Genomic DNA, 20193 nt, shown 5'->3' on the forward strand with positions numbered 1-20193 from the left:
CCTCCTGGTTTCAGGGCCGAGCGGTCTGGAGCCGCCCTGGTCGATTGTCGACCATATGTGTATCGTGGTCGACTGTCAACAACTTCTGGGCCAGGCCGCGACTCCCCCGCAGGCGCCGTCTGCCCCGTGCCTCGGCGGCCGTCGCCGGCCCTGAGCCCATGTGAGGAGTACGAATGAAGGTCACGTCCTACTGGCTCGACTCCGCGCCCGAGGGTCCCCCCGAGCGGTCGACAACCACTGTGGAAGGGCGCACCGACGTGGCCGTCGTCGGCGGTGGCCTGACCGGCGTCGTGGCAGCGCTCCATCTCGCTCGACGCGGGGCGAAGGTGGACCTGTTCGAGCAGCACACCGTGGGGTTCGGCGCCTCCGGTCGCAACGGCGGCATGGCAACCACCGGCATGTCGATCGGCATCAGGGACGCGGTGGCCAAGATGGGCTTCGACAAGGCCGCGCCGTTGTACCGCGCCTACGGCCAAGCGATCGACCTGATCGAGAGGCTCGTCACCGAGGAGGGCATCGACTGCGACTTCACGCGCCCCGGCAAGCTGATCCTGGCGTCGAAGGCGGCGCACTACCAGGGATTCGAGAAGACCGCCGAGCTGTTGAACACCCGTCTGGACGCGGAGACGCAGCTCGTCCCCAAGGACGAGCTGCGTCGCGAGATCGGATCGGACGCCTTCCACGGCGCGATGGTCGATTCGAGGAGCGCCGCCCTCCACGTTGGCAAGTACATCCGGGGGCTCGGCGTAGCGGCGGAGCGTGCCGGCGTGACGATCCACGAGAGGGCGCCGGTGCTGAAGCTGACCAAGCTGGGCTCAGGCCACGAGCTCCAGACCCCTCGCGGCCGGATGCAGGCCGACCAGGTGCTCCTGGCAACAGGCGCATACACGCGCAGGCCGTTCGGCTGGCACCAGGTCCGCATCGCCCCGGTCGGCAGCTTCATCATCGCCACCGAGCCGCTCGGCGCACGTGTGTGTGATGACCTTCTGCCCACGCGAAGAGTGGCCTCGGACTCAAAGAACCTCCTCAACTACTTCCGGATCACGCCCGACAACCGCCTGCTCTTCGGCGGCCGAGCACGGTTCGCGATGTCCAGTCCGCAGTCGGACGAGAAGAGCGGCAGGCTCCTCCGCGACGCCATGGTCCACACCTTCCCGCAGCTGTCCGACGCCAGGATCGACTACTGCTGGGGAGGCCTGGTCGACATGAGCATCGACCGTCTGGTGCATGCCGGCGAGCGTGACGGCGTCTACTACTCCATGGGGTACGCCGGCCACGGAGTCCAGATGGCCACCTATATGGGGCGCCAGATGGCCGAGCACATGTCCGGAGTTCCCGAGGCGAACATCTGGCGCGACGTCGAGTTCCGTCGCATCCCTGGACACTTCGGTCCGCCCTGGTTCCTGCCCGTCGCCGGCGCCTACTACAAGCTCAAGGACCGCGTGAGCTAGGTGTGATGTCCAGGGAGGTTGTTCCGGGTTCGTGACGACACGGGCTCGGGTTACCGGGTGACGAAGGCCTCCGGTTGTGGAGTGGAGCTGTCGAGGAACCACTTTCACCACCGGAGGCCTTCGTGTCACACGCTAATGCCCTGCTGACCCCGCGTTCGCGTCTGAGGTTGGCGCGTCTGGTCGTTGATTCCGGCTGGACGTATGCCGCCGCGGCGAAGATGTTCATGGTCTCGCCGCGGACCGCCAAGAAGTGGGCCGACCGGTACCGGGCCGAGGGCGCCGCGGGCATGGTCGACCGCAGCTCGCGCCGCGCCCGCACCACAGCCCGACCCGGACCCCGCAGCACCTGGTCAGGGCGATCGTGGCCCTGCGCTGGCGCCACCGCCTGGGCCCGGTGCAGATCGCCGGACGCCTCGGCATGCCGGCCTCCACGGTGCACGCGGTGCTCGTGCGCTGCCGGATCAACCGGCTGTGGCGTATCGACCGGGTCACCGGTGAGCCGTTGCGCCGCTACGAGCACGACCACCCCGGCTCGTTGATCCACGTGGACGTGACCAAGTTCGGCAACATCCCCGACGGCGGCGGGTGGCGCTACGTCGGCAAGCAGGAGGGCAAGCGCAACCGAGAGGCGACCGCACGCCGCACCGGACGACGCGGCAGGCAGTATCGCCCGGCGATCGGTACCGCGTTCGTGCACACCGTCATCGACGTCCACTCCCGCCTCGCCTTCGTCGAGATCTGCGCCGACGAGAAGGCCGCCACCGCCATCGGGGTGCTCGAGCGTGCGGTGGCATGGTTCGCCGAGCACGGCGTCAGCGTGGAGCGAGTGCTGTCCGACAACGGGTCGGCCTACAAGTCCCACGCCTGGTCACAGGCCTGCGCGCGGCTCGGGATCACCGTGAAGAAGACCCGCCCCTACCGCACGCAGACCAACGGCAAGATCGAGCGTTTCCACCGAACCCTCGGCGAGGGCTGGGCCTACGCCCGCTTCTACACCTCAGAGACCGAACGCAGAGCGGCCCTGCCCGGATGGCTGCACTTCTACAATCACCACAGGCTCCACACCGCGATCGGCAACCAGCCACCCATCAGCCGACTGACCAACCTCCCTGGACATCACAGTTAGGCCGTCTCTCCTGGGGCCGCCGCTCTGCCCGGACCGGCGCCCACGGGGCGATACAGCAGCGGCCCCCGCGCCCTGACCGGCGCGGGGGCCGGCCCCATCGTCGGAGCCCCGGTCAGGCGGAGAGACACTCCTCGATGGCCGGCCCGAGCAGGGATTCGAGCAGCACGAAGTCGGCGTCCGTCAGGTAGTTGAACGGAGGGACGTCCTTGCCCTGGTGCGCAGCGCCGCCCCCGGCGACCGCCCGGCTGTGGATCAGCGGCTCCTCGGTGAGCCCCTTGGCGGTCATGAAGTCGGCGACGACGCCGTCGGCCACGAACGCACACTGGGGCAGGCCGAGCTCTTCGGCGATCAAGAGCTCGCCGAGGTCGCTGAGCGGCAGCCACGCCGTGCCGCCCTGACCGAGGTGCGCGTACGCGGCGTCGTTCCAGTCCTCCTTGTAACAGTGGAAGGCCGACGCCGTGCCGGCGAGGGCGACGGACAGCGCGGCCGTCCCGGCGACCACGGCGAGCAGGCGCCCGGTGACGCGTCTGGTTCTGGACATCCTTGTCCCTCTCTCGGTGGCCGACGCCGTCGGCCGGGTGGGTAGCAGCGCCCGCCCCCCTCAGCAGCGTGAGCCGGTCGGGCGTGGCTGTCCATCCAGGGCAGCGAGTTCACCCACCCCTCAGGCGGTGCCCTGGGAGAACCACGGAGGATTGGCGCCAGGCCGTTCGACCGTGGCCGCCGCGATGTCGCGGGCGAAGGACACGATCTCCTCCAGAGTCGGCACCGGAACCGTTCTCAGGAGGGTCCGGCGGTCTGCGCCGTCGAGGTCCGCGGCCAGCAGACCATGGATCAGCCCGCCCATGAACGCGTCGCCCGCCCCGATGGTGTCCACGACCTGCACGGTGCGCCCCGGCACGTCGAGCTCGACGCCCGGCGCCAGGAGCACCGCGCCCCGAGCGCCTCGCGTACCGACGACGATGGCGGGCCCGGCGTCGGACCAGCGACCGAGCACCGCGCCGAAGCTGTCCCCGGGATACAGCCAGGCCAGGTCTTCGTCCGACACCTTGACGACGTCGGCGAGCTGGACGAGTCGCTCCACCCGGCGCCGGACCGCGGGTCGGTCCGGGCAGATCGACGGCCGCAGGTTGGGGTCGTACGTGACGATCGCCGTCGCGCGTGCCTCCTCGACGAGCCGCAGCACGTCGCCCGCACCCGGCTCGAGCAAGGTCGAGATGCTTCCCACGTGGACGATGCTCGCGACCCCTGCCCGGGGCAGGCTCGGCGCCCAGCTCAGGGCGAACTCGTAGGTGGCGGCGCCGTCGGGGCCGAGGCGGGAGGCCGCCACGGAGGTCGCCCCGCTGCCCTCGCTGCCGGGCACCAGCTCGACGCCGGACTCCGTGAGCCACTCGTGGATGCGGCGACCACGATCGTCCCGGCCGATCGAGGTGGCGAACCGCGGTCGATGGCCGATCCGGCCCAGCGTCACCGCGACGTTCGCGGGGCTGCCGCCCGGGTGCTCGCGGTGCGTCCCGTCAGCCGTCGTGACGACGTCGGTGAGCGCCTCGCCGACGACGAGGACCCGGCCGTCCTGGTACGCGTGCACAGCTTTCTCCTTCAGCGTCGGCGCGGAGGGGCGCCCGGTAGTCCGGGCGCCCCCGCGCAGGCCGGGGCGGTCAGGCCTCGGCGGCGCCGGTCATGATCGCCACGGCCTCGGTCATGGTGTGCGACTTCGGCGTGATCGTCGCCACGCGCTTGCCAAGCCGCTGGATGTGGATCCGGTCGGCGACCTCGAAGACCTGCGGCATGTTGTGGCTGATGATGATCACCGGCACGCCCTTGTCCCGCAGGGTCCGCACGAGCTCGAGCACCTGGCCCGACTCGCGGACGCCGAGCGCCGCCGTCGGCTCGTCGAGGACGACGACCTTCGAGCCGAACGCCGCGGCCCGCGCGACGGCGACCGCCTGACGCTGGCCACCGGACAGGTTCTCGACCGGGACCGTCACGTCCTGCAGGGTCGAGATGCCGAGCTCGCGCAGCTCGCGGCGGGCCCGTTCGCGCATGCCCGCCCGGTCGGTCATGCGGAACACCGAGCCGAGCACGCCCTTGCGCCGCACCTCGCGGCCGAGGAACAGGTTCGAGGCGACGTCGAGCGACGGAGCGACGGCCAGCGTCTGGTAGACGGTCTCGATCCCCGCGGTCCGCGCGTCCTGCGGACGCTTGAAGTGCACCGGCTTGCCGTCGAGGAGGATCCCGCCCCGGTCGGGGATCTCGGCCCCGGTCAGGCACTTGATCAGCGTCGACTTCCCGGCGCCGTTGTCGCCGATGATCGCGAGGACCTCGCCCCGGTAGAGCTCCAGGTCCACGCCGTCGAGGCCGACGACGCGACCGAAGGTCTTGACGAGACCGTGCGCCTCGAGGATGGGGGTCGTGGCCGGACCGCCGGGGCGGTCGGTCTGCGTGGTGGCGTCGATGGTGGTCACTTGCGCACCTTCCTGATCCACTGGTCGAGCGAGACCGCGATGATCACGAGGACGCCCACGGCAAGGGTCTGGTACAGCACGTCGAGGCCGGCGAGCGACAGCCCGTTGCGGAACACGCCGACGATCAGCGCGCCGAGCAGGGTTCCCCACACCGTGCCGCGGCCGCCGAACAGGCTGGTGCCACCGATGACGACGGCGGTGATCGAGTCGAGGTTCAGGTCGACCCCGACGTTGGGGCTCGCCGCGTTGGAGCGCCCGATCTGGATCCAGGCGGCCAGTGCGAGGATCGCCCCCGCGGACAGGTACACGCTCAGCAGAACTCGGTTGACGCTGATGCCCGAGAGCCGCGCCGCGTCCTTGTCGTCACCGACCGCGTAGACGTGCGTACCCCAGGCGGTGCGGGAGAGCACGAGGGCGACCAGGAGGTAGGCCCCGAGCATGAGGAGCACACCCGTGGAGATCCGGACGCCGAACACCGGGAAGGTGGTCCCCGTCCAGGTCATCAGTGAAGGCATCTCGGCCCCGCGGACGGTGGCGCCCCGCGAGTACAGCAGCGTGATGGCCAGGAAGATGTTGAGCGTGCCCAGGGTGGCGATGAAGGGCGGCAGCTTGAGCCGGGTCACCAGCAGGCCGTTGAGCCCGCCCGTGGCGAGGCCCACGACCAGCCCGATCATCAGCGCCGGCACGGCCGGGACGCCGGCGGCGCTCGTGACCTGGGCGATGACCATCGAGGCCAGGACCATGGCCGAGCCGACCGACAGGTCGATGCCCGCAGTGAGGATCACCAGCGTCTGGGCGACGGCGAGCGTGCCCACCACGGCGACCTGCTGCGTGATCAGGGACAGGTTCCCGGGCGCCCAGAACCGGTCGTTGAGGAAGCCGAAGACGATGACCGACACCACGAGCACGATCGCCGGGCTCAGGGCCGGGTAGCGGTGCAGGAGGCCGCGCGCGCGGTCGATCGGGGTGCGGTGGTCGAGAAACTCGAGGGCCGGGTCGTGGGCCGGCAGCATGGATGTGCTCACAGGAACTCCTTGGTCGTGCGGCGGGACGCGGCGCCGCGCCGCCCGGAGGCGACGCGGCGCTCCGTCGTCAGCCCCAGCAGATCTCGGACGCGGCGGCCGAGTCGATGGACTCGACGCCGTCGACGGGGGTGTCCGTGACGAGCGCGACACCGGTGTTGAAGAAGTCGAGACCCTCGGTGGTGTCGGGCTTGGTGCCCGTCGTGGCGAGCTCGGCGATCGCCTCGACGCCCAGCTCGGCCATCTTCACCGGGTACTGCTGGCTCGTGGCGCCGATCACGCCCTGCTTGACGTTGTCGACGCCCGCGCAGCCTCCGTCGACGGAGACGAGCAGGACGTCGCCCTCCTTGCCGGCCGCCTGGAGGGCCTGGTAGGCGCCATAGGCCGCAGGCTCGTTGATCGTGTAGACGACGTTGATGTCCGGGTTCTTGGTGAGCAGGTTCTCCATGGCGGTGCGCCCGCCGTCCTCGGCGCCCTGGCTCGCCTCGTTGCCGACGATCTCGTAGTCGCCGCCGCTGTACGTGCCGGTCGACTCCTCGTCACCGTTGACCTCGGGGTCGGCCACGTCGATCCCCATACCCTCGAGGAAGCCCTGGTCGCGGTTGTAGTCGACCGAGACGACCTTGTCGTCGAAGAGGTCGAGCAGCGCGATGGTGGCCTTCTCGCCGTCGAGCTGGGCGGCCGTCCACTCACCGATGAGCTGGCCGGCCTCGCGGTTGTCGGTCGCGAACGTGATGTCCACGGCGTCGGCCGGGTCCGGCGGCGTGTCGAGGGCGATGACGTAGAGGCCCGCGTCGCGCGCCTTGGCGATGGCATCCACGACGGACGGGCCGTTCGGCGTGATGAGGATGCCGGCGTCACCGCGGGCGATCGCGTTCTCGATCGCCTGGATCTGCGTGTCCTCGTCGCCGTCGGCCTTGCCGGCGGCCATGGTGAGCTCGACGCCGTGCTCCGCAGCGGCCGCCTCGGCGCCTTCCTGCATCGCGACGAAGAACGGGTTGGTCGTCGTCTTGACGATCAGCGAGACGCCGACAGCGTCGCCATCGCCATCGCCGCCGCCCCCGCCGGAATCGTTGCCGCAGGCGGTGAGGCTGAGCGCCCCGAGGGCCATCACGCCGGTCAGTGCCACACCTCGCCGCAGCGAGGCTCGGTTGCTGTTCACAAGGTTCACCGTCGAACTCCTCCGTGGGGGGCTTGCGCCCGACAACGTTGTCACGTCACTGTCTACCTGACTCTCCGGGTAGGGTCAAGCCAACGAAGGCAAGGAGTGACCATCTCGTGACATCGGTGTCAGGCGATTCCTCGCCGTCGGCCACGCGGCGTCGGCCGACGATGCGCGATGTCGCGCGCCTCGCCGGCGTCGGGATCAAGACGGTCTCGCGCGTCGTCAACGGAGAGCCCAACGTCTCCGCCGCGACCGCGGAGCGCGTGCGCCGCGCCGCCGCGGAGCTCTTCTACGAGCCGGATCTCCACGCCGGCAACCTGCGGCGTGCCGACGGCCGGTCCCGCACGCTCGGCCTCCTCGTCTCCAGCGTCGCCAACCCGTTCGCGGCACAGGTGCACCGCGCGATCGAGCGCGTCGCGACCGAGCGCGGCTACGCGGTCTTCGCGGCAAGCCTCGAGGACGACCCCGGCGCCGAGCTGAGGGCCGTGACGGCGCTCGCCCAGCGCCGGGTCGACGGGTTCATCGTCACGCCGGTGCGCGACGACCAGTCGTACCTGCGCGTGCACACCGACCGCGGGACGCCGCTGGTGTGCCTCGACCGCGAGCCGCACGGCATCGAGACGGACAGCGTGGTCACCTCGAACGTCGAGGGGGCGCGCGACGCCGTGCGCCACCTGGTGTCGTACGGGCACCGGCGGATCGCCTTCCTCGGCGACCTCGAGCGGATCAAGACGGCGAGCCTGCGGCGCGACGGGTATGTCCGCGGGCTCACCGCTGCCGGGATCGAGGTCGACCCGGCCCTGATCGTGCTCGGCCTGCACGACGACGCGACCGCGACGGCCGTCGCCCGCAGGCTGCTCACGCTGCCCGACCCGCCGACGGCCATCTTCTCGAGCCAGAACCTGATCACGATCGGGACGATCCGCGCCCTGCAGCAGCTCGGCCTGGAGCACGAGGTCGCACTCGTCGGGTTCGACGACGTCGAGACCGGCGACCTCATCAAGCCCGCGATCACGACGATCTCGCAGGACGCCGACCGCATCGGCCGGCTCGCCGCGGAGCGCCTGTTCGCACGCCTCGACGGCGACACCAGCGCCCCACGGCACGTGGTCGTGCCCACGCGGCTCGTCGTCCGCGGGTCGGGCGAGATCCCGGGCCCGGCGGCTCTCCACAGGACCAGGTGAGTCGTGCGACCGGTCCGGACCGGCACGAGACGGCCGATGGGACAGCGAGAAGGCCGGGGCTCTCGGCCCCGGCCTCGCTGTGTTCGACCGACCTGACGGTCAGCCGGTGATCACGATGTACGGGCTGCTGAAGCCCGCGAACGTCAGCGTGTAGGTGAAGCTCGCCAGCGTGATGCTGCCCGCGAGGACCGAGGGGGTCCAGTTGGGGTTCGGGCAGTCGGCTTGCGTCAGGACCTGGGCCGCGGTCGGGGCCGTCGAGGTCTGCGCCGGGACGGCGAGCCGGCCGTTCTTGGTCGGGAAGACCTGCGCGGTGGTCGAGGTGGTCACCGAGTCGTCGTGGGACTCGACGAGCTCACCGCCCCGGTTCGTGCACTGGATGGTCGCCGAGTAGGTCGCCACCAGGGAGACCGTCGCGTTGGTGTTCCCGACACCGGCGAGCTCGAACGCGGAGCAGCTGACACCGGTGGCGGTCTCGGTACAGCCGATGGCTCCCGCCTGCAGGTGCGTGCCGTTGGGCGCGAACTGCGGGAAGGTGGCCGCCGTCGCCGGGCTGGCGAAGACCAGCACGGCGAACAATGCCGTGATGGCGGCCAGACAGGCGCGCAACGTACGCGTGGAAATGGACATGGGTGCACTCCTTCGTGCTCCTGGTGCTACAGGGTGCGCCCAGAGGGCGCTGGATTGTTCGGCGCGATTGGGTTCTGCGCACGTGGGTCGCTGGCCGCGACGCGCGAGAACATTTGCCGTTCAACACTGAGCGGTTCGGTGGTCCCGCCCCCTCGACCCAGCGAATCCCAAACTCGTCCCGCTCGCCACTCGGCAGCGCAGGTTTCGCTTCATTTCGAATGGCACTTGATTGCCCCTGAGAAATTGCCCCTGAGAAACATGAGCAAATGCGAAATGAGATCTGAATTCCGGGAATTCACGACATGGCGCCACCTCCGGTCCCCGATCGTGACCAAGCTCGCTGCTCCTCGTGCGGCGCTCGTCCCCGGCGTGGCAGCATGAGGCCCCGTGCGAAGAACCCCTCTCGTCGAGGTCGTAGGACCAGCAGGCCCCGTCCGATGAGCGAGCTCGCCCGCCGGCTCGGGACCACCGACGCCGTCGTCGTCGGCCTCGGCTCGATGATCGGGGCCGGCGTCTTCGCCGCGTTCGCGCCGGCCGCGCAGGCGCTGGTCGTGCGCGCCGGTGCCGAGGCGGCTGCCACGGGACTGATCCTCGCGCTGGTCGTCGCGGCGGCCGTCGCCTACGCGAACGCGACGTCGTCGGCCCAGCTCGCCGCGCGGTATCCGACGTCGGGCGGCACGTACGTGTACGGCCGGGAACGGCTCGGGCCGTGGTGGGGGTACGTGGCTGGCTGGGGGTTCGTCGTCGGCAAGACGGCGAGCTGCGCAGCCATGGCGCTGACCTTCGCCGCCTACGCCGCGCCCGCGGGCTGGGAGAAGCCGGTCGCCGTCGCGGCCGTGGCGCTCCTGGCGGCCGTCAACTACCGCGGCGTCACCCGCACGGCACGGCTCGCCCGGTGGATCGTCGCGTTCGTCCTTCTCGCGCTGGGCCTGATGATCGCGATCAGCCTCTCCGCGGGCTCCTTTGGCGGTACGCAGTGGAGCACACCGGCGGCGTTCGCCACGCCGTCGGGCGTGCACGGGCTGCTCCAGGCCGCCGGGCTGCTCTTCTTCGCCTTCGCCGGCTACGCGCGCATCGCCACCATGGGCGAAGAGGTCCGCGACCCCCGGCGGTCCATCCCTCGGGCCATCGTCGTGGCGCTGGCCCTCACCGTCGTCGTGTACCTCGGGGTCGCCGTGACGGTGCTCGTGACGCTAGGCCCCGCCGGGATCGCGTCGTCCCCGGTTCCCCTCGCCGCCTCGGTGGAGCGGGCCGGGATGCCCTGGGCGGAGGTGCTGGTGCGAGCCGGCGCGGCGGCGGCCTCGCTCGGTGCGCTGCTCGCGCTGATCGCCGGCGTCGGCCGGACGAGCCTCGCTATGGCACGCGAGGACGACCTGCCGAGGTGGCTCGCTGCCGTTCACCCGCGGTACCGGGTGCCGCACCGCGCCGAGGTGGCGCTCGCCGTCGTGGTGTGCGTGCTCGTCCTGCTCGTCGACCTGCGCGGCGCCATCGGCTTCTCGTCGTTCGGCGTGCTCGTCTACTACCTCGTGGCGAACGTGTCGGCCTGGACGCAGCCCACCACGGAGCGACTGTTCCCTCGCTGGTTCCAGGCGGTCGGCATGGTCGGCTGCGTGGCGCTGGTGCTCTCGCTGCCGGCGTCGGCCGTGATCGGCGGGTCTGTCGTCCTGCTCGCCGGGATCGCCGAGCGCCTGGTCCGGCTCGGGCGAGCCCGGCCCGACTGAGCGGCCCGGTCTGGCCCGAAGTGCGGTGGAGTACGCTCTGCTGCTGCAGGACGATTCACAGGCACCGATGGAGGTTGCTGACGATGGACCCCGAGTCGGACCTGACCCTTTCCGCCGGCGATGGTGATGAGACCCTGACCCCGGTGACGCACCTGGCCGACACGTCGCCCGGTGCCGCCAACCGCCTTCCGCCGCGCGCCTGGCTGCGCACCGACGCGCCGCAGCTCAGCCTGAACGGCACGTGGCAGTTCCGCCTGCACGATCGCGCCCCGGTGGACGATCACGGGTCGGTGCCCGCGTTCGTGCTGGACGACGTCCCGGCCGACGGCTGGAGCGAGATGCCCGTGCCCGCGCACTGGGTGCTCCAGGGTCACGGTCGCCCCGCGTACACCAACGTCCAGTACCCGTTCCCGATCGATCCCCCGCACGTCCCCGACGAGAACCCCACCGGGGACTACCGCCGCTGGTTCGAGGTCCCGCGCGCCTTCGACGACGCCGCGCGCGTCCTGCTCCGCTTCGACGGGGTCGAGTCCCTGGCGAAGGTCTGGCTCAACGGCGTCGACGTCGGCTGGTTCACGGGGAGCCGTCTCGCCACCGAGCTCGACGTCACCGATCTTCTGCGCCCGGGGTCCAACCTGCTCGCTGTCCGCGTCCACCAGTGGTCCGCGGCCAGCTACCTCGAGGACCAGGACCAGTGGTGGCTTCCCGGGATCTTCCGCGACGTGACCTTGCTGGCGCGGCCGTCCGAGCCCGTGGACGACGTGTTCCTCCACGCGGACTACGACAGCGCCACCGGTGCCGGCCGGCTCGACGTGGCCGTGACCGGCGCGTTCCCCGTGCGGGTGCGGTGCCCTGAGCTCGGGATCGACGCCACCTGGCAGACCCCCCAGGAGGCGTCGCCGTTCGAGATCGAGGCGGTCGAGCCGTGGTCGGCGGAGGTGCCCCGGCTGTACGACGTCGAGGTCGCCTCACCGGGAGAGACCGTCCGGCTGAGGGCGGGGTTCCGCCGGGTCGAGATCCGTGGCGAAAGCCTGCTGGCGAACGGGCGCCCCCTGGTGTTCCGGGGCGTCAACCGCCACGAGACCCACCCGGACCTCGGCCGGGTCTTCGACGAGAGCGCCCTGGTGCGCGACCTGCACCTGATGAAGCGCCACAACGTCAACGCGATACGGACGTCGCACCAGCCGCCGCACCCGCGCACCCTCGAGCTCCTCGACGAGCTGGGCTTCTGGGTGATCCTCGAGTGCGATCTGGAGACCCACGGGTTCTGGGACGTCGGCTGGCAGGGGAACCCCACGGCAGACCCGGCCTGGCGCGAGGCGTGCCTCGATCGCATCCGGCGGACCGTCGAGCGGGACAAGAACCACGCGAGCGTCGTCCTGTGGTCCCTGGGCAACGAGTCCGGCACGGGAGCGAACCTGGCCGAGATGGCAGCCTGGATCAGGAGCCGTGACTCGTCCCGGCCCATCCACTACGAGGGCGACTACGCGGGCGCCTACACCGACGTGTACTCCCGGATGTACCCCACGCTCGAGGAGATCGAGTCGGTGTGCGGCACCACGACGATGCCCGTCCACGAGGTAGGGCCGGCCGAGGGCGCCCGGCAGCGGGCCAAGCCGTTCATCATGTGCGAGTACGCGCACGCCATGGGCAACGGGCCAGGATCGCTGGCGGACTACGAGGCGCTCGTCGACCGCTACCCGAAGCTGCACGGCGGCTTCGTGTGGGAGTGGCGCGACCACGGGATCAGGCACCGCACGCCGGACGGCACGGAGTACTTCGCCTACGGCGGTGACTTCGCCGAGCCGGTCCACGACGGCTCGTTCATCATGGACGGCCTCGTCCTGTCCGACGGGACCCCCTCCCCCGCCCTCGAGGAGCTGGCGGCCGTGTGGGCGCCGGTGCGCCTCACCCTCGGCGCGACGACGCTCACCATCGAGAACCGCCGCCACACGGCGAGCACCGACGACGTCGAGCTCCACTGGCTGCTGGAGCGCGACGGGCACGACGTCGCCTCCGGGCGGCTCGCCCTGCCGAGCACGGCGCCGGGCGCCACCTCGACGATCGTCCTGCCCGAACAGGCGCTCGACGTCGGTGGCACGGGCGAGACCTGGCTCACGGTGCTCGCCACCTTGCGCGACGGAGCCGCCTGGGCGGAGCCGGGTCACGTCGTCGCCCGCGCGCAGCGGCTCCTGGCCGAGGCCGCACGTCCGGCGGCCCCCGCGGCGGGTGCCTGGCGCGGGCCGTACCGCCTGGGCGACGCGATCTTCGACACCGACGGCGACCTCGTCGCGTGGGGCGACCTGCCGATCCGCGGCCCGCAGCCTGAGCTGTGGCGCGCGCCCACCGAGAACGACCGGCACGCGAGCCAGGGCTCCTACGAGACCGCCGACCCGGCCCTCACCGCGGGTCGCGGGGACCCGGACGCCCCGCCGTCGGCCACGCGGTGGAGGGAGCGGGGGCTGCACCGGCTGCGGCACCGCACCCTGTCGGTCGTGCGCACCGAGCACGGCCTCGTGCGGCGCCTGCGCTCGATGCCGGCCAACGCCACGTACGGGATCGAGTCCACGTTCACCTGGGCGCTGCGGACCGACGGCCTGCACCTGGCGTTCCAGGTGGTCCCCTTCGGTCCCTGGGACTGCACGTGGCCGCGGGTCGGCGCGCGGTTCGAGCTCGGCGCCGAGATGGCGCGGCCCGAGGTGGAGTGGTTCGGCACCGGCCCCTCCGAGTCGTACGCCGACAGTGCCGACGCGGCCTACGTGGGCAGGTTCCGGGCGCACGTCGACGACCTGCGGGTGCCGTACGCCAGGCCGCAGGAGTCGGGGCACCGGCCAGGGCTGCGGAGCCTGGAGATCGGCGCGCTCCGCCTCGACACCGTCGCGTCGGGCACGTCGCCCCGCCCCGGCTTCCAGCTCGCGCGGCACACGGCCCAGCAGTGGTCCGAGGCGGAGCACGACCACGAGCTGCCGGCGTCGGACGCCCTGTACCTGTACCTCGACGCCGCGCAGCACGGCCTCGGGTCGCGCACGTGCGGCCCCGACGTCCTGCCACGTCATGCGCTGTGGCCTCGCGCCGCCGGCTGGGAGATCGTGCTGCGGGCCTAGAACCTATGGCCGCAGCGCGCTCCAGACGGTTACGGCGCCCGAGTGGCCCGCGCGCACGACGAAGAAGGCCGCGGTGGCTGCCAGGAGCAGGACGAGACCGGAGAGCACAGAGGTCATGGCGCTGCCCCAGGCGCTTCCGACGAGTACCAGCACCAGGGCAAGCACGCTCAGCCCGACGGCGGAGGCAACCGCGGGGACACCCCAGCGCTCGTGCTGGGCGATCCTGGTCCGTTCCGCCTCGACGGCCACGTCGTAGCGCTCGGTCTTGAGCTTGTCCCCGCTGAACTTGGTCGCCACTGCGGCGAGGGGTGTGACGACGGCCAGGGCGATCACGGCCCAGTCGAGCACGCCGGACCAGGAGGAGACGGCGACGCGCGTCAGGCTGACGGCGATGAGCAGCGGTGTCAGGACCACGGAGGCGTGGACGACGAGCGGGTGCAGGGGCGGGATCTGAGCTGTCATGTCAGGTCCGTTTCTCGGTGGTCGGGTGCGAGGGCCCCGTCCCCATCACGATCACCTTCCGGCGGCGTGAGGTTGTCGATCATCAGTCGGATCGTCTTCAGGAGGGCGTCTGCCTCGTCCGGATCCAGGCCGACGACGGCGGAGCGGTTGATCCCCCGTCCGATGCGGACGAGGTCGTCCTCGATCTTGCGGGCGCGGTCGGTGAGCCACACCTGCGCGCTGCGGCCGTCGTCGGGAGCCGGCGTCCTCGTGACGAGGCCGTCCCGTTCCATACGACGCAGCGTGTTGGCCATCGTCGCCTGCGCGATCTGCACCCGTGCGCACATCTCGCGCTGAGTGAGGCCGTCCTCTTCGAACAGGCAGAGCAGCGCCGGGAACTGTCCCGGAGTCACCCCGAACGGCGCGATCTGCACCCGAAGCGCGGCCTCGTAGACCCGGGCCAGGTGGTTCACCTGATAACCGAGCGACACCTGGCGAAACGACGGCCTCGCACCCATCCCTGTCCTCCGAATCTACATCGCTTGCTATGTAGCGTAGCACGGGGCCATCCGGGGACCCGTCGGCCAGACAGACGCGACCATGTAGTTGTTCACGTTCTGGGCCGCAGCACGTGGACAAAAAAAAGGGGGGGGGTTGAAAGACGGCCCCCGGCCGGCCCGGGTGCTCTGCGTCGCCTTCCTGACGTGCTCGGCGATGAGCGCGTACGTCTCCCGGGCGGTGTCGACGTCGTTCATGTCGTAGGCGTGGTCCACCCCGGGGATGTCACGGTGGGTGACGAGGGCGCCCGCGTCGCGCAGCCGTCGTGCGTAGGCCGCACCCTCCTCGCGGAGCCGGTCCAGCTCGCAGGTCAGGACCACCGCCGGCGCGATGCCTGTCAGATCGGCGCTGTCACCCGCATGGGCCGGTGAGGCCAGGCGGTCGGCGCGCATCGCACGGTCCGGGATGTAGGCGCTGTCGAACACGTCGCCCATCCAGGGCATGAGCAGCGGCTTGACGGCCAGTGCCTCCTTGTCCCGTGCGGCGGTGACAAGGTCCAGCGGAGGGTAGTGGAGCACCTGGAGCGCGATGGCCGGGCCACCCTGCTCGAGGGCCTGGCGTGCCACGGCCGCCGCGAGCGCCCCGCCCGCGCTCTGGCCGCCGACCGTGAGCCGCGTCCCGTCCCAGCCGTGGGTGTCCCCGGAGTCGGCGACCCACCGCACGACGTCGTAGGCCTGGTGCGGCGGCGCGGGGAACCGGTGCTGCGGCGCGACGGCGTAGTCGACGTTGACGACGACCACTCCCGCCTCCGCCGCGAGGTACCGGCACAGCGGGTCGTCGATCTCCACGTCGTTCATGACGAACCCGCCGCCGTGGAAGTTGACGTGCACCGGCGGGTTCGGGGCGTGGTCGACGGGCCGGTAGACGAACGCCCTCGCCGGGCCGATCGAGGTCGGAACGCTGATCTCCTCGACCTCTGCGCGGTACTCGGCGAGCGGCGCCTCCTTGCCGCGACTGGCCAGCCGGCGACCGGCCAGTGCCAGGCGCTGCATCCCGAGCGCCACCGCCGAGGCCACGTACACATTGCTGAGAGCGGACATCTCCTCTTCCTTTCCCGGGGGGGCCGGCGTCGTCGCCGGCCACGGTGCGTCAGTAGCGGTAGACGGTCTGCGCGGTGTGCACACCACGCGGCCCATAGGGCGCCTTCTCGAGCCAGGTGGACGCGGCCTCGTCCTCCGGGGCGCGATCGGCGGCGGCCCGGACCTCTGCGGCCTTCTCGGGCGAGGGGCGCAGGTGCGCCAGCGCCTCCCCCGCGGCGTCGCGGTTGAACAGCGCTGCGGACCGGCGGGCCCGGGCGAACGACTCCACGGCCGTGCGAGCGGACGCCCTCGCGCCCGCCGCGAGCGCGAGGACGACGGCCGACGCCGCCGCCTCGGCGTCGGGCACGCCCGAGTTGAGGCCCCGCGCGCCGAACGGCGCGAACAGGTGGGCCGCCTCCCCGACGAGCAGCACCCGGCGGGCCGGGTCGGCGAAGTCGTGCGCGACGAGCTGGAGGAACTGGTACGTCGACACCCACGAGGTGCGCTCCGAGTACCCGGGCGGGAGCACCGCGTCGAGCCACTCCTGCACCCCGTCCGGCGAGGCGAGCTTGTCCGGGTCGTCGCCGTCGACAAGCTGCAGGTCGACCCGCCATCCTCCGGCGAACGGCACGATGAGGACGTTGCGGCCGTCGACCGCCGGGTGGGCGTAGTGGAAGTGCCGCTCCTGCGCCAGCGTCGGCTGCTCGAGCTCGTCGACGTCCACGACGATGTACCAGCCGTCGTCGCGCCCGCCCTCCATCCGGGTGCCGATCTGCTTGCGCACGGCCGAGCGCGAACCGTCCGCGGCGATCACGTACTGCGCCTGCCAGCGGTCCCCGCCGAGGGTGGTGAGCCGCACCCCGTCGTCGTCGGCGACGACCTCGTCGACCTCCTGCTCCCAGGCGAACTCGACCCCCGCGGCGACCGCCCGCTCGTAGAGGTATCGCTCGATCTGCACCTGCGGCAGGCTCGTGAAGTGCGGGTACGTCCCCGGCGCGGGGTCGGGATAGGTCTTGGCGTAGACCTCCTTGCCCTCGTAGAACGTGCGCTGGGTGTTCCAGTAGACGCCGTGCTCGTACAGCTCGGCGCCGAGCCCGGGGCTGAGCCGGTCGAGGATCTGCAGCGTCTGGCTGTGCGTGAAGATCGCGCGGCTGCCCGGGCGCTGACGCCCCTGTGGCCCTGCCTCCAGGACGGTCACCGGGCGGCCGAAGGACCGCAGTGCCAGGGCCGCGACCAGGCCGACCGGCCCCGCGCCCACGACGAGCGTCTCGCGCTCGCGGACCTCGCCCCGCTCAGGCGTGCTGTTCATGGTTCTCCTCTTCTGGGGTCCGGACGACGACGACGGCGTCCAGGACGACCGGACCGCGGGCCGTGACCCGCACCGGGTTGAGATCGATCTCGGTGACGTCGTGATGCTGCGTGAGCACGTCGCTCACGGCGAGCAGGGTGGTCGCGAGCGCCGCGCGGTCCACGGGTGGCGCCCCCCGGAAACCGTCGAGCACTGCTGCGGGCAGCGCGTCGACCATCTCGGCGGCGCGCTCGGCGGACAGCGGCGCGAGCCGCAGCACGGGCTCGGAGCCCGGGCCGCCGGCGAGCTCTACCCCGACGCCGCCGAGGCCGAGCAGGACGACGGGCCCGAAGACCGCGTCGCGGACCCCGCCGACGATGAGCTCGGTGCCTCGCGGCGCCTGCTCCTCGACGAGGTAGCGGCGCCCGGCGGTCCGGCCGTCGATCGCGTCGATCGCGTCGAGGGCCGCGTCGAGCTCCGCGTGGCTGCGGACCCCGACGTGGACGCCGCCGACGTCGGACTTGTGCAGCACCGCCGCGTCGAGGACCTTGACGACCACGGGAGCGTCCGGGCCGCCGAGCTCGTCGAGGCCGTCGTGGGCGGCGTCCCGGTCCGCGACCGCCCGCCGGCGCATGGTGCGCAGGCCGTGGGCCTCGAAGAGCGCCTTGGCCTCGTCCTCGTCCAGCACGCGCCCGATCGTCCGCGTGGCGGTGACGGCCGGTGCGTCGGGCACGGCGCGGGCGGCGGCGTCGCTGACCAGCGCGGCCAGGCCGACGGCGAGGTCGCCGGGGCTGGAGTACAGCGGGACGCCGATCTCGTCCAGCCGCGCCTGGTGCCGCTCGACCGCCGAGGCGGGCCCGCCGGTCGCGTAGAGCACCCGGCCGGCGGCTCCCCCGACGGCGGTCACCGGGTCCAGGACGCCGGGCTCGTCGAGCGCGTACACCCCGATCGCGGCGATCCCGGGCTCGGCGGCGATGGTGCGCAGCACGGCGGGGAACGTCTCGGAGGGCCGCCCGGTGTCGACCGGGTTGCGCTGGTAGGTCAGCGGGGGCAGCAGCTCCCCGAGCAGGTCGAGGGTCGCGGGCGCGAGCTCGGGGACCCGCACGCCCCGGACGCCGAGCGCGTCGGCGACGACGAGGCCGGGCCCGGCCTGACCGGTGAGCACCGCGACGCCGGTCGCGGACCGGGGCGCGGCGGGCAGCCGCACGGACCGCAGCGCCTGGAGGGCGGCGACCATCTCGTCGAGGCTGTCGACGACGACGGCTCCCGCCTGCGCGAGGGCGGCGCGGGTCAGCGCGTAGGAGCCGGTGAGCGACCCCGTGTGTGACTTGGCGAAGTCGCCGACGTCCGAGCGCCCGACCTTGAAGGCGACCACCGGCTTGCGGGCCGTGACCCGGCGCAGGGCCTCGACGACCGCGCCGCCGTCGGCGATGCCCTCGACGTGCAGGCCGACGGCGGTGGTCGCGTCGTCCTCCGCGTAGAAGTCGAGCATCTGCGCGAAGCCGACGTCGGCCGCGTTGCCCAGCCCCACGCCGAGGCGCAGGCCGATGCCGGCGCGGTCGAGGAGGAAGGCGATCGCGAGGTTGACGCCGCCGGACTGGGCGACGATCCCGACCGTCCCGGGCCGCAGCCCGGCGGCCGCGGGCATGAAGTTCGCGAACACGCCGTCGACGGGGTTCATGAAGCCGGACGTGTTCGGGCCGAGCAGCCGGACACCTCCGCGCCGCGCCGCCTCGACGGCCTGCTCCTGCAGGTCGTGGCCCTCGGGGCCGCTCTCGGCGAAGCCGCCCGCGCACACGACGGCGGCACGCACCCCGGCCGCCGCGGCCTGCTCGATCGCGCCGGGGACGACCTGCGGCGGGACGACCAGGACGGCGAGATCCACCGGGCCCGGGAGCTCACCCAGGCCGGTCAGCGCGGTGCGGCCGAGCACGGTGCCGCCGCGGGGGTTGATCGGGAAGAGTTCCCCGTCGAAGCCGTCGAGCGCCTGCATCATGGCGTGCCCGGCCTTGTCGGGGCTGGCCGAGGCGCCGATCACCGCGATGCTGCGCGGTCGCAGCAGGGCGTCCAGCGGGTGCGCGGAGCGTGCGGACGAGCCGAGGGGCGCCTCACCGGCGCGCGTGGCGGTCATCGTGCGCCCGGGCGACGCCCGTAGGGGATCGCCCCCTCGTCGGTCACCGGGACGTCGAGCCGGCCGAGCCGGTCGATCTCGACCACCACGCGCTGCCCCGCAGCGATCGGACCGACGCCCGCGGGGGTGCCCGTCGCGATGACGTCGCCGGGGTACAGGGTCATGACGTGGCTGGTGTAGGCGACGAGCTCGGCGACGTCGAAGATCAGCTCCTTGGTGCGCACCTGCTGACGCAGCTCACCACCCACCCAGCAGCGCAGCTCCAGGTCGCCGGGGTCGCCGACCTCGTCGGCTGTGGTGATCCAGGGGCCGAGCGGCGTGAACGTGTCGAACGACTTGCGGGTCGAGCGGTCCTCGGTGGACCGGACGGTGATGTCCAGGGTCGGGGCGTAACCGAGCACGTGGTCGAGGGCGTCGGCGACGTCCACGCGGCTGGCCGTCTTTCCGATGACGACGGCGAGCTCCCCCTCCTGGTCGGTACGCACGTCGCTGTACGGCAACCGGATCGAGTCGTCGGGGCCGATGACCGAGGAGTTCGCCTTGAGGAACACCCCGTACTCGGCGATCGTCTTCTGCTCGCCCATCTCGGCCTTGTGGTCGAGGTAGTTGACCGGAGCGCCGACCACCTTGCCCGGCCGGGCGATCGGCGCGGCGAGGCGAGCGCCGTCGAGCGGGCGGGTGGGCAGCCCCTCGAGCGGCAGGGCGGTGAGCTCGGCGAGGGTTCCGCCGCGTTCGAGGAACGCGAGCAGCGGACCGCCCGCGCCGGCCCCCGCGACCCCCAGGGCATCGGTCAGGTCGACGAGACGGTCGCCCACGACAGTGTGCAGGCGTGCGTCGACGGTGCTGGCTAACCTCATCGTCAGTTTGCTCCTTGGAACGGCATTGTGTGACACA

At 71.9% G+C, this 20193-nt stretch carries 16 protein-coding genes and 1 pseudogene; 5 read left to right on the forward strand and 12 right to left on the reverse strand.

The genetic code is table 11. From position 1 onward, the window contains the following. Nucleotides 1-173: 173 nt before the first annotated feature. Together L1785_RS08055 and L1785_RS08060 are read left to right on the forward strand one after the other, a co-directional pair. Entirely contained in the window at nt 174-1451 is a 1278-nt protein-coding gene (locus L1785_RS08055; protein WP_236088698.1) for an NAD(P)/FAD-dependent oxidoreductase, read from the forward strand. A 122-nt stretch (nt 1452-1573) separates the two neighbouring features. Continuing rightward, nucleotides 1574-2577, forward strand: a pseudogene (locus L1785_RS08060) (IS481 family transposase). 112 nt (nt 2578-2689) lie between these two features. On the opposite strand, the gene L1785_RS08065 reads toward L1785_RS08060, so the two are convergent. The 5 genes from L1785_RS08065 to L1785_RS08085 form a co-directional block, all read right to left on the reverse strand. Next, nucleotides 2690-3118: a hypothetical protein gene (locus L1785_RS08065; RefSeq protein ID WP_236088699.1), complete on the reverse strand. Its 429-nt coding sequence runs from the start codon at nt 3116-3118 to the stop codon at nt 2690-2692. A 120-nt stretch (nt 3119-3238) separates the two neighbouring features. Then, entirely contained in the window at nt 3239-4162 is a 924-nt protein-coding gene (locus L1785_RS08070; RefSeq protein ID WP_236088700.1) for a carbohydrate kinase family protein, read from the reverse strand. 70 nt (nt 4163-4232) lie between these two features. Then, on the reverse strand, nt 4233-5039 hold the full coding sequence (locus L1785_RS08075) for an ATP-binding cassette domain-containing protein (RefSeq protein ID WP_236088701.1): 807 nt from the start codon (nt 5037-5039) through the stop codon (nt 4233-4235). After that, on the reverse strand, nt 5036-6052 hold the full coding sequence (locus L1785_RS08080) for an ABC transporter permease (RefSeq protein ID WP_236088952.1): 1017 nt from the start codon (nt 6050-6052) through the stop codon (nt 5036-5038). The genes L1785_RS08075 and L1785_RS08080 overlap by 4 nt, the downstream gene beginning before the upstream one ends. Before the next feature lie 79 nt (nt 6053-6131). Beyond that, nucleotides 6132-7223 carry a substrate-binding domain-containing protein gene (locus tag L1785_RS08085; RefSeq protein WP_372461846.1) on the reverse strand — a complete coding sequence of 364 codons (1092 nt, stop codon included), beginning with the start codon at nt 7221-7223 and terminating at the stop codon, nt 6132-6134. A gap of 116 nt (nt 7224-7339) precedes the next feature. On the opposite strand from L1785_RS08085, the gene L1785_RS08090 reads away from it, so the two are divergent. Further along, nucleotides 7340-8410 (forward strand): LacI family DNA-binding transcriptional regulator, encoded by a 1071-nt coding sequence (locus L1785_RS08090; protein WP_236088702.1) that lies wholly within the window; start codon nt 7340-7342, stop codon nt 8408-8410. Between the two features lie 99 nt (nt 8411-8509). Here L1785_RS08090 and L1785_RS08095 read toward each other — a convergent pair whose 3' ends face one another. Beyond that, on the reverse strand, nt 8510-9037 hold the full coding sequence (locus L1785_RS08095) for a hypothetical protein (protein ID WP_236088703.1): 528 nt from the start codon (nt 9035-9037) through the stop codon (nt 8510-8512). 437 nt (nt 9038-9474) lie between these two features. Between L1785_RS08095 and L1785_RS08100 the strand changes: the two genes are divergently transcribed. Then, nucleotides 9475-10758: an APC family permease gene (locus tag L1785_RS08100; RefSeq protein WP_236088704.1), complete on the forward strand. Its 1284-nt coding sequence runs from the start codon at nt 9475-9477 to the stop codon at nt 10756-10758. A gap of 83 nt (nt 10759-10841) precedes the next feature. Next, on the forward strand, nt 10842-13862 hold the full coding sequence (locus tag L1785_RS08105; RefSeq protein ID WP_236088705.1) for a glycoside hydrolase family 2 TIM barrel-domain containing protein: 3021 nt from the start codon (nt 10842-10844) through the stop codon (nt 13860-13862). A gap of 3 nt (nt 13863-13865) precedes the next feature. On the opposite strand, the gene L1785_RS08110 is transcribed toward L1785_RS08105, so the two are convergent. The 6 genes from L1785_RS08110 to L1785_RS08135 all read right to left on the reverse strand — a co-directional run bounded on the left by L1785_RS08110 (nt 13866) and on the right by L1785_RS08135 (nt 20156). Continuing rightward, entirely contained in the window at nt 13866-14324 is a 459-nt protein-coding gene (locus L1785_RS08110; RefSeq protein WP_236088706.1) for a DUF2231 domain-containing protein, read from the reverse strand. Beyond that, nucleotides 14321-14776, reverse strand: a complete 456-nt coding sequence (locus L1785_RS08115) for a MarR family winged helix-turn-helix transcriptional regulator (RefSeq protein WP_236088707.1) — start codon at nt 14774-14776, stop codon at nt 14321-14323. The genes L1785_RS08110 and L1785_RS08115 overlap by 4 nt, the downstream gene beginning before the upstream one ends. Before the next feature lie 72 nt (nt 14777-14848). Then, on the reverse strand, nt 14849-15901 hold the full coding sequence (locus tag L1785_RS08120; protein ID WP_236088708.1) for an alpha/beta hydrolase fold domain-containing protein: 1053 nt from the start codon (nt 15899-15901) through the stop codon (nt 14849-14851). Between the two features lie 49 nt (nt 15902-15950). Further along, nucleotides 15951-17189, reverse strand: coding sequence for an FAD-dependent monooxygenase (locus L1785_RS08125; protein WP_236088709.1), 1239 nt, complete (start codon nt 17187-17189; stop codon nt 15951-15953). After that, entirely contained in the window at nt 17173-19299 is a 2127-nt protein-coding gene (locus L1785_RS08130) for an acetate--CoA ligase family protein (protein WP_236088710.1), read from the reverse strand. Before L1785_RS08130 ends, L1785_RS08125 begins: the two co-directional genes overlap by 17 nt. Further along, nucleotides 19296-20156: a fumarylacetoacetate hydrolase family protein gene (locus L1785_RS08135; RefSeq protein ID WP_236088711.1), complete on the reverse strand. Its 861-nt coding sequence runs from the start codon at nt 20154-20156 to the stop codon at nt 19296-19298. The genes L1785_RS08130 and L1785_RS08135 overlap by 4 nt, the downstream gene beginning before the upstream one ends. Nucleotides 20157-20193 lie beyond the last annotated feature (37 nt).

It is taken from the genome of Antribacter soli, assembly GCF_021568775.1.
Classification (GTDB): Bacteria; Actinomycetota; Actinomycetes; order Actinomycetales; family Cellulomonadaceae; genus Antribacter; species Antribacter soli.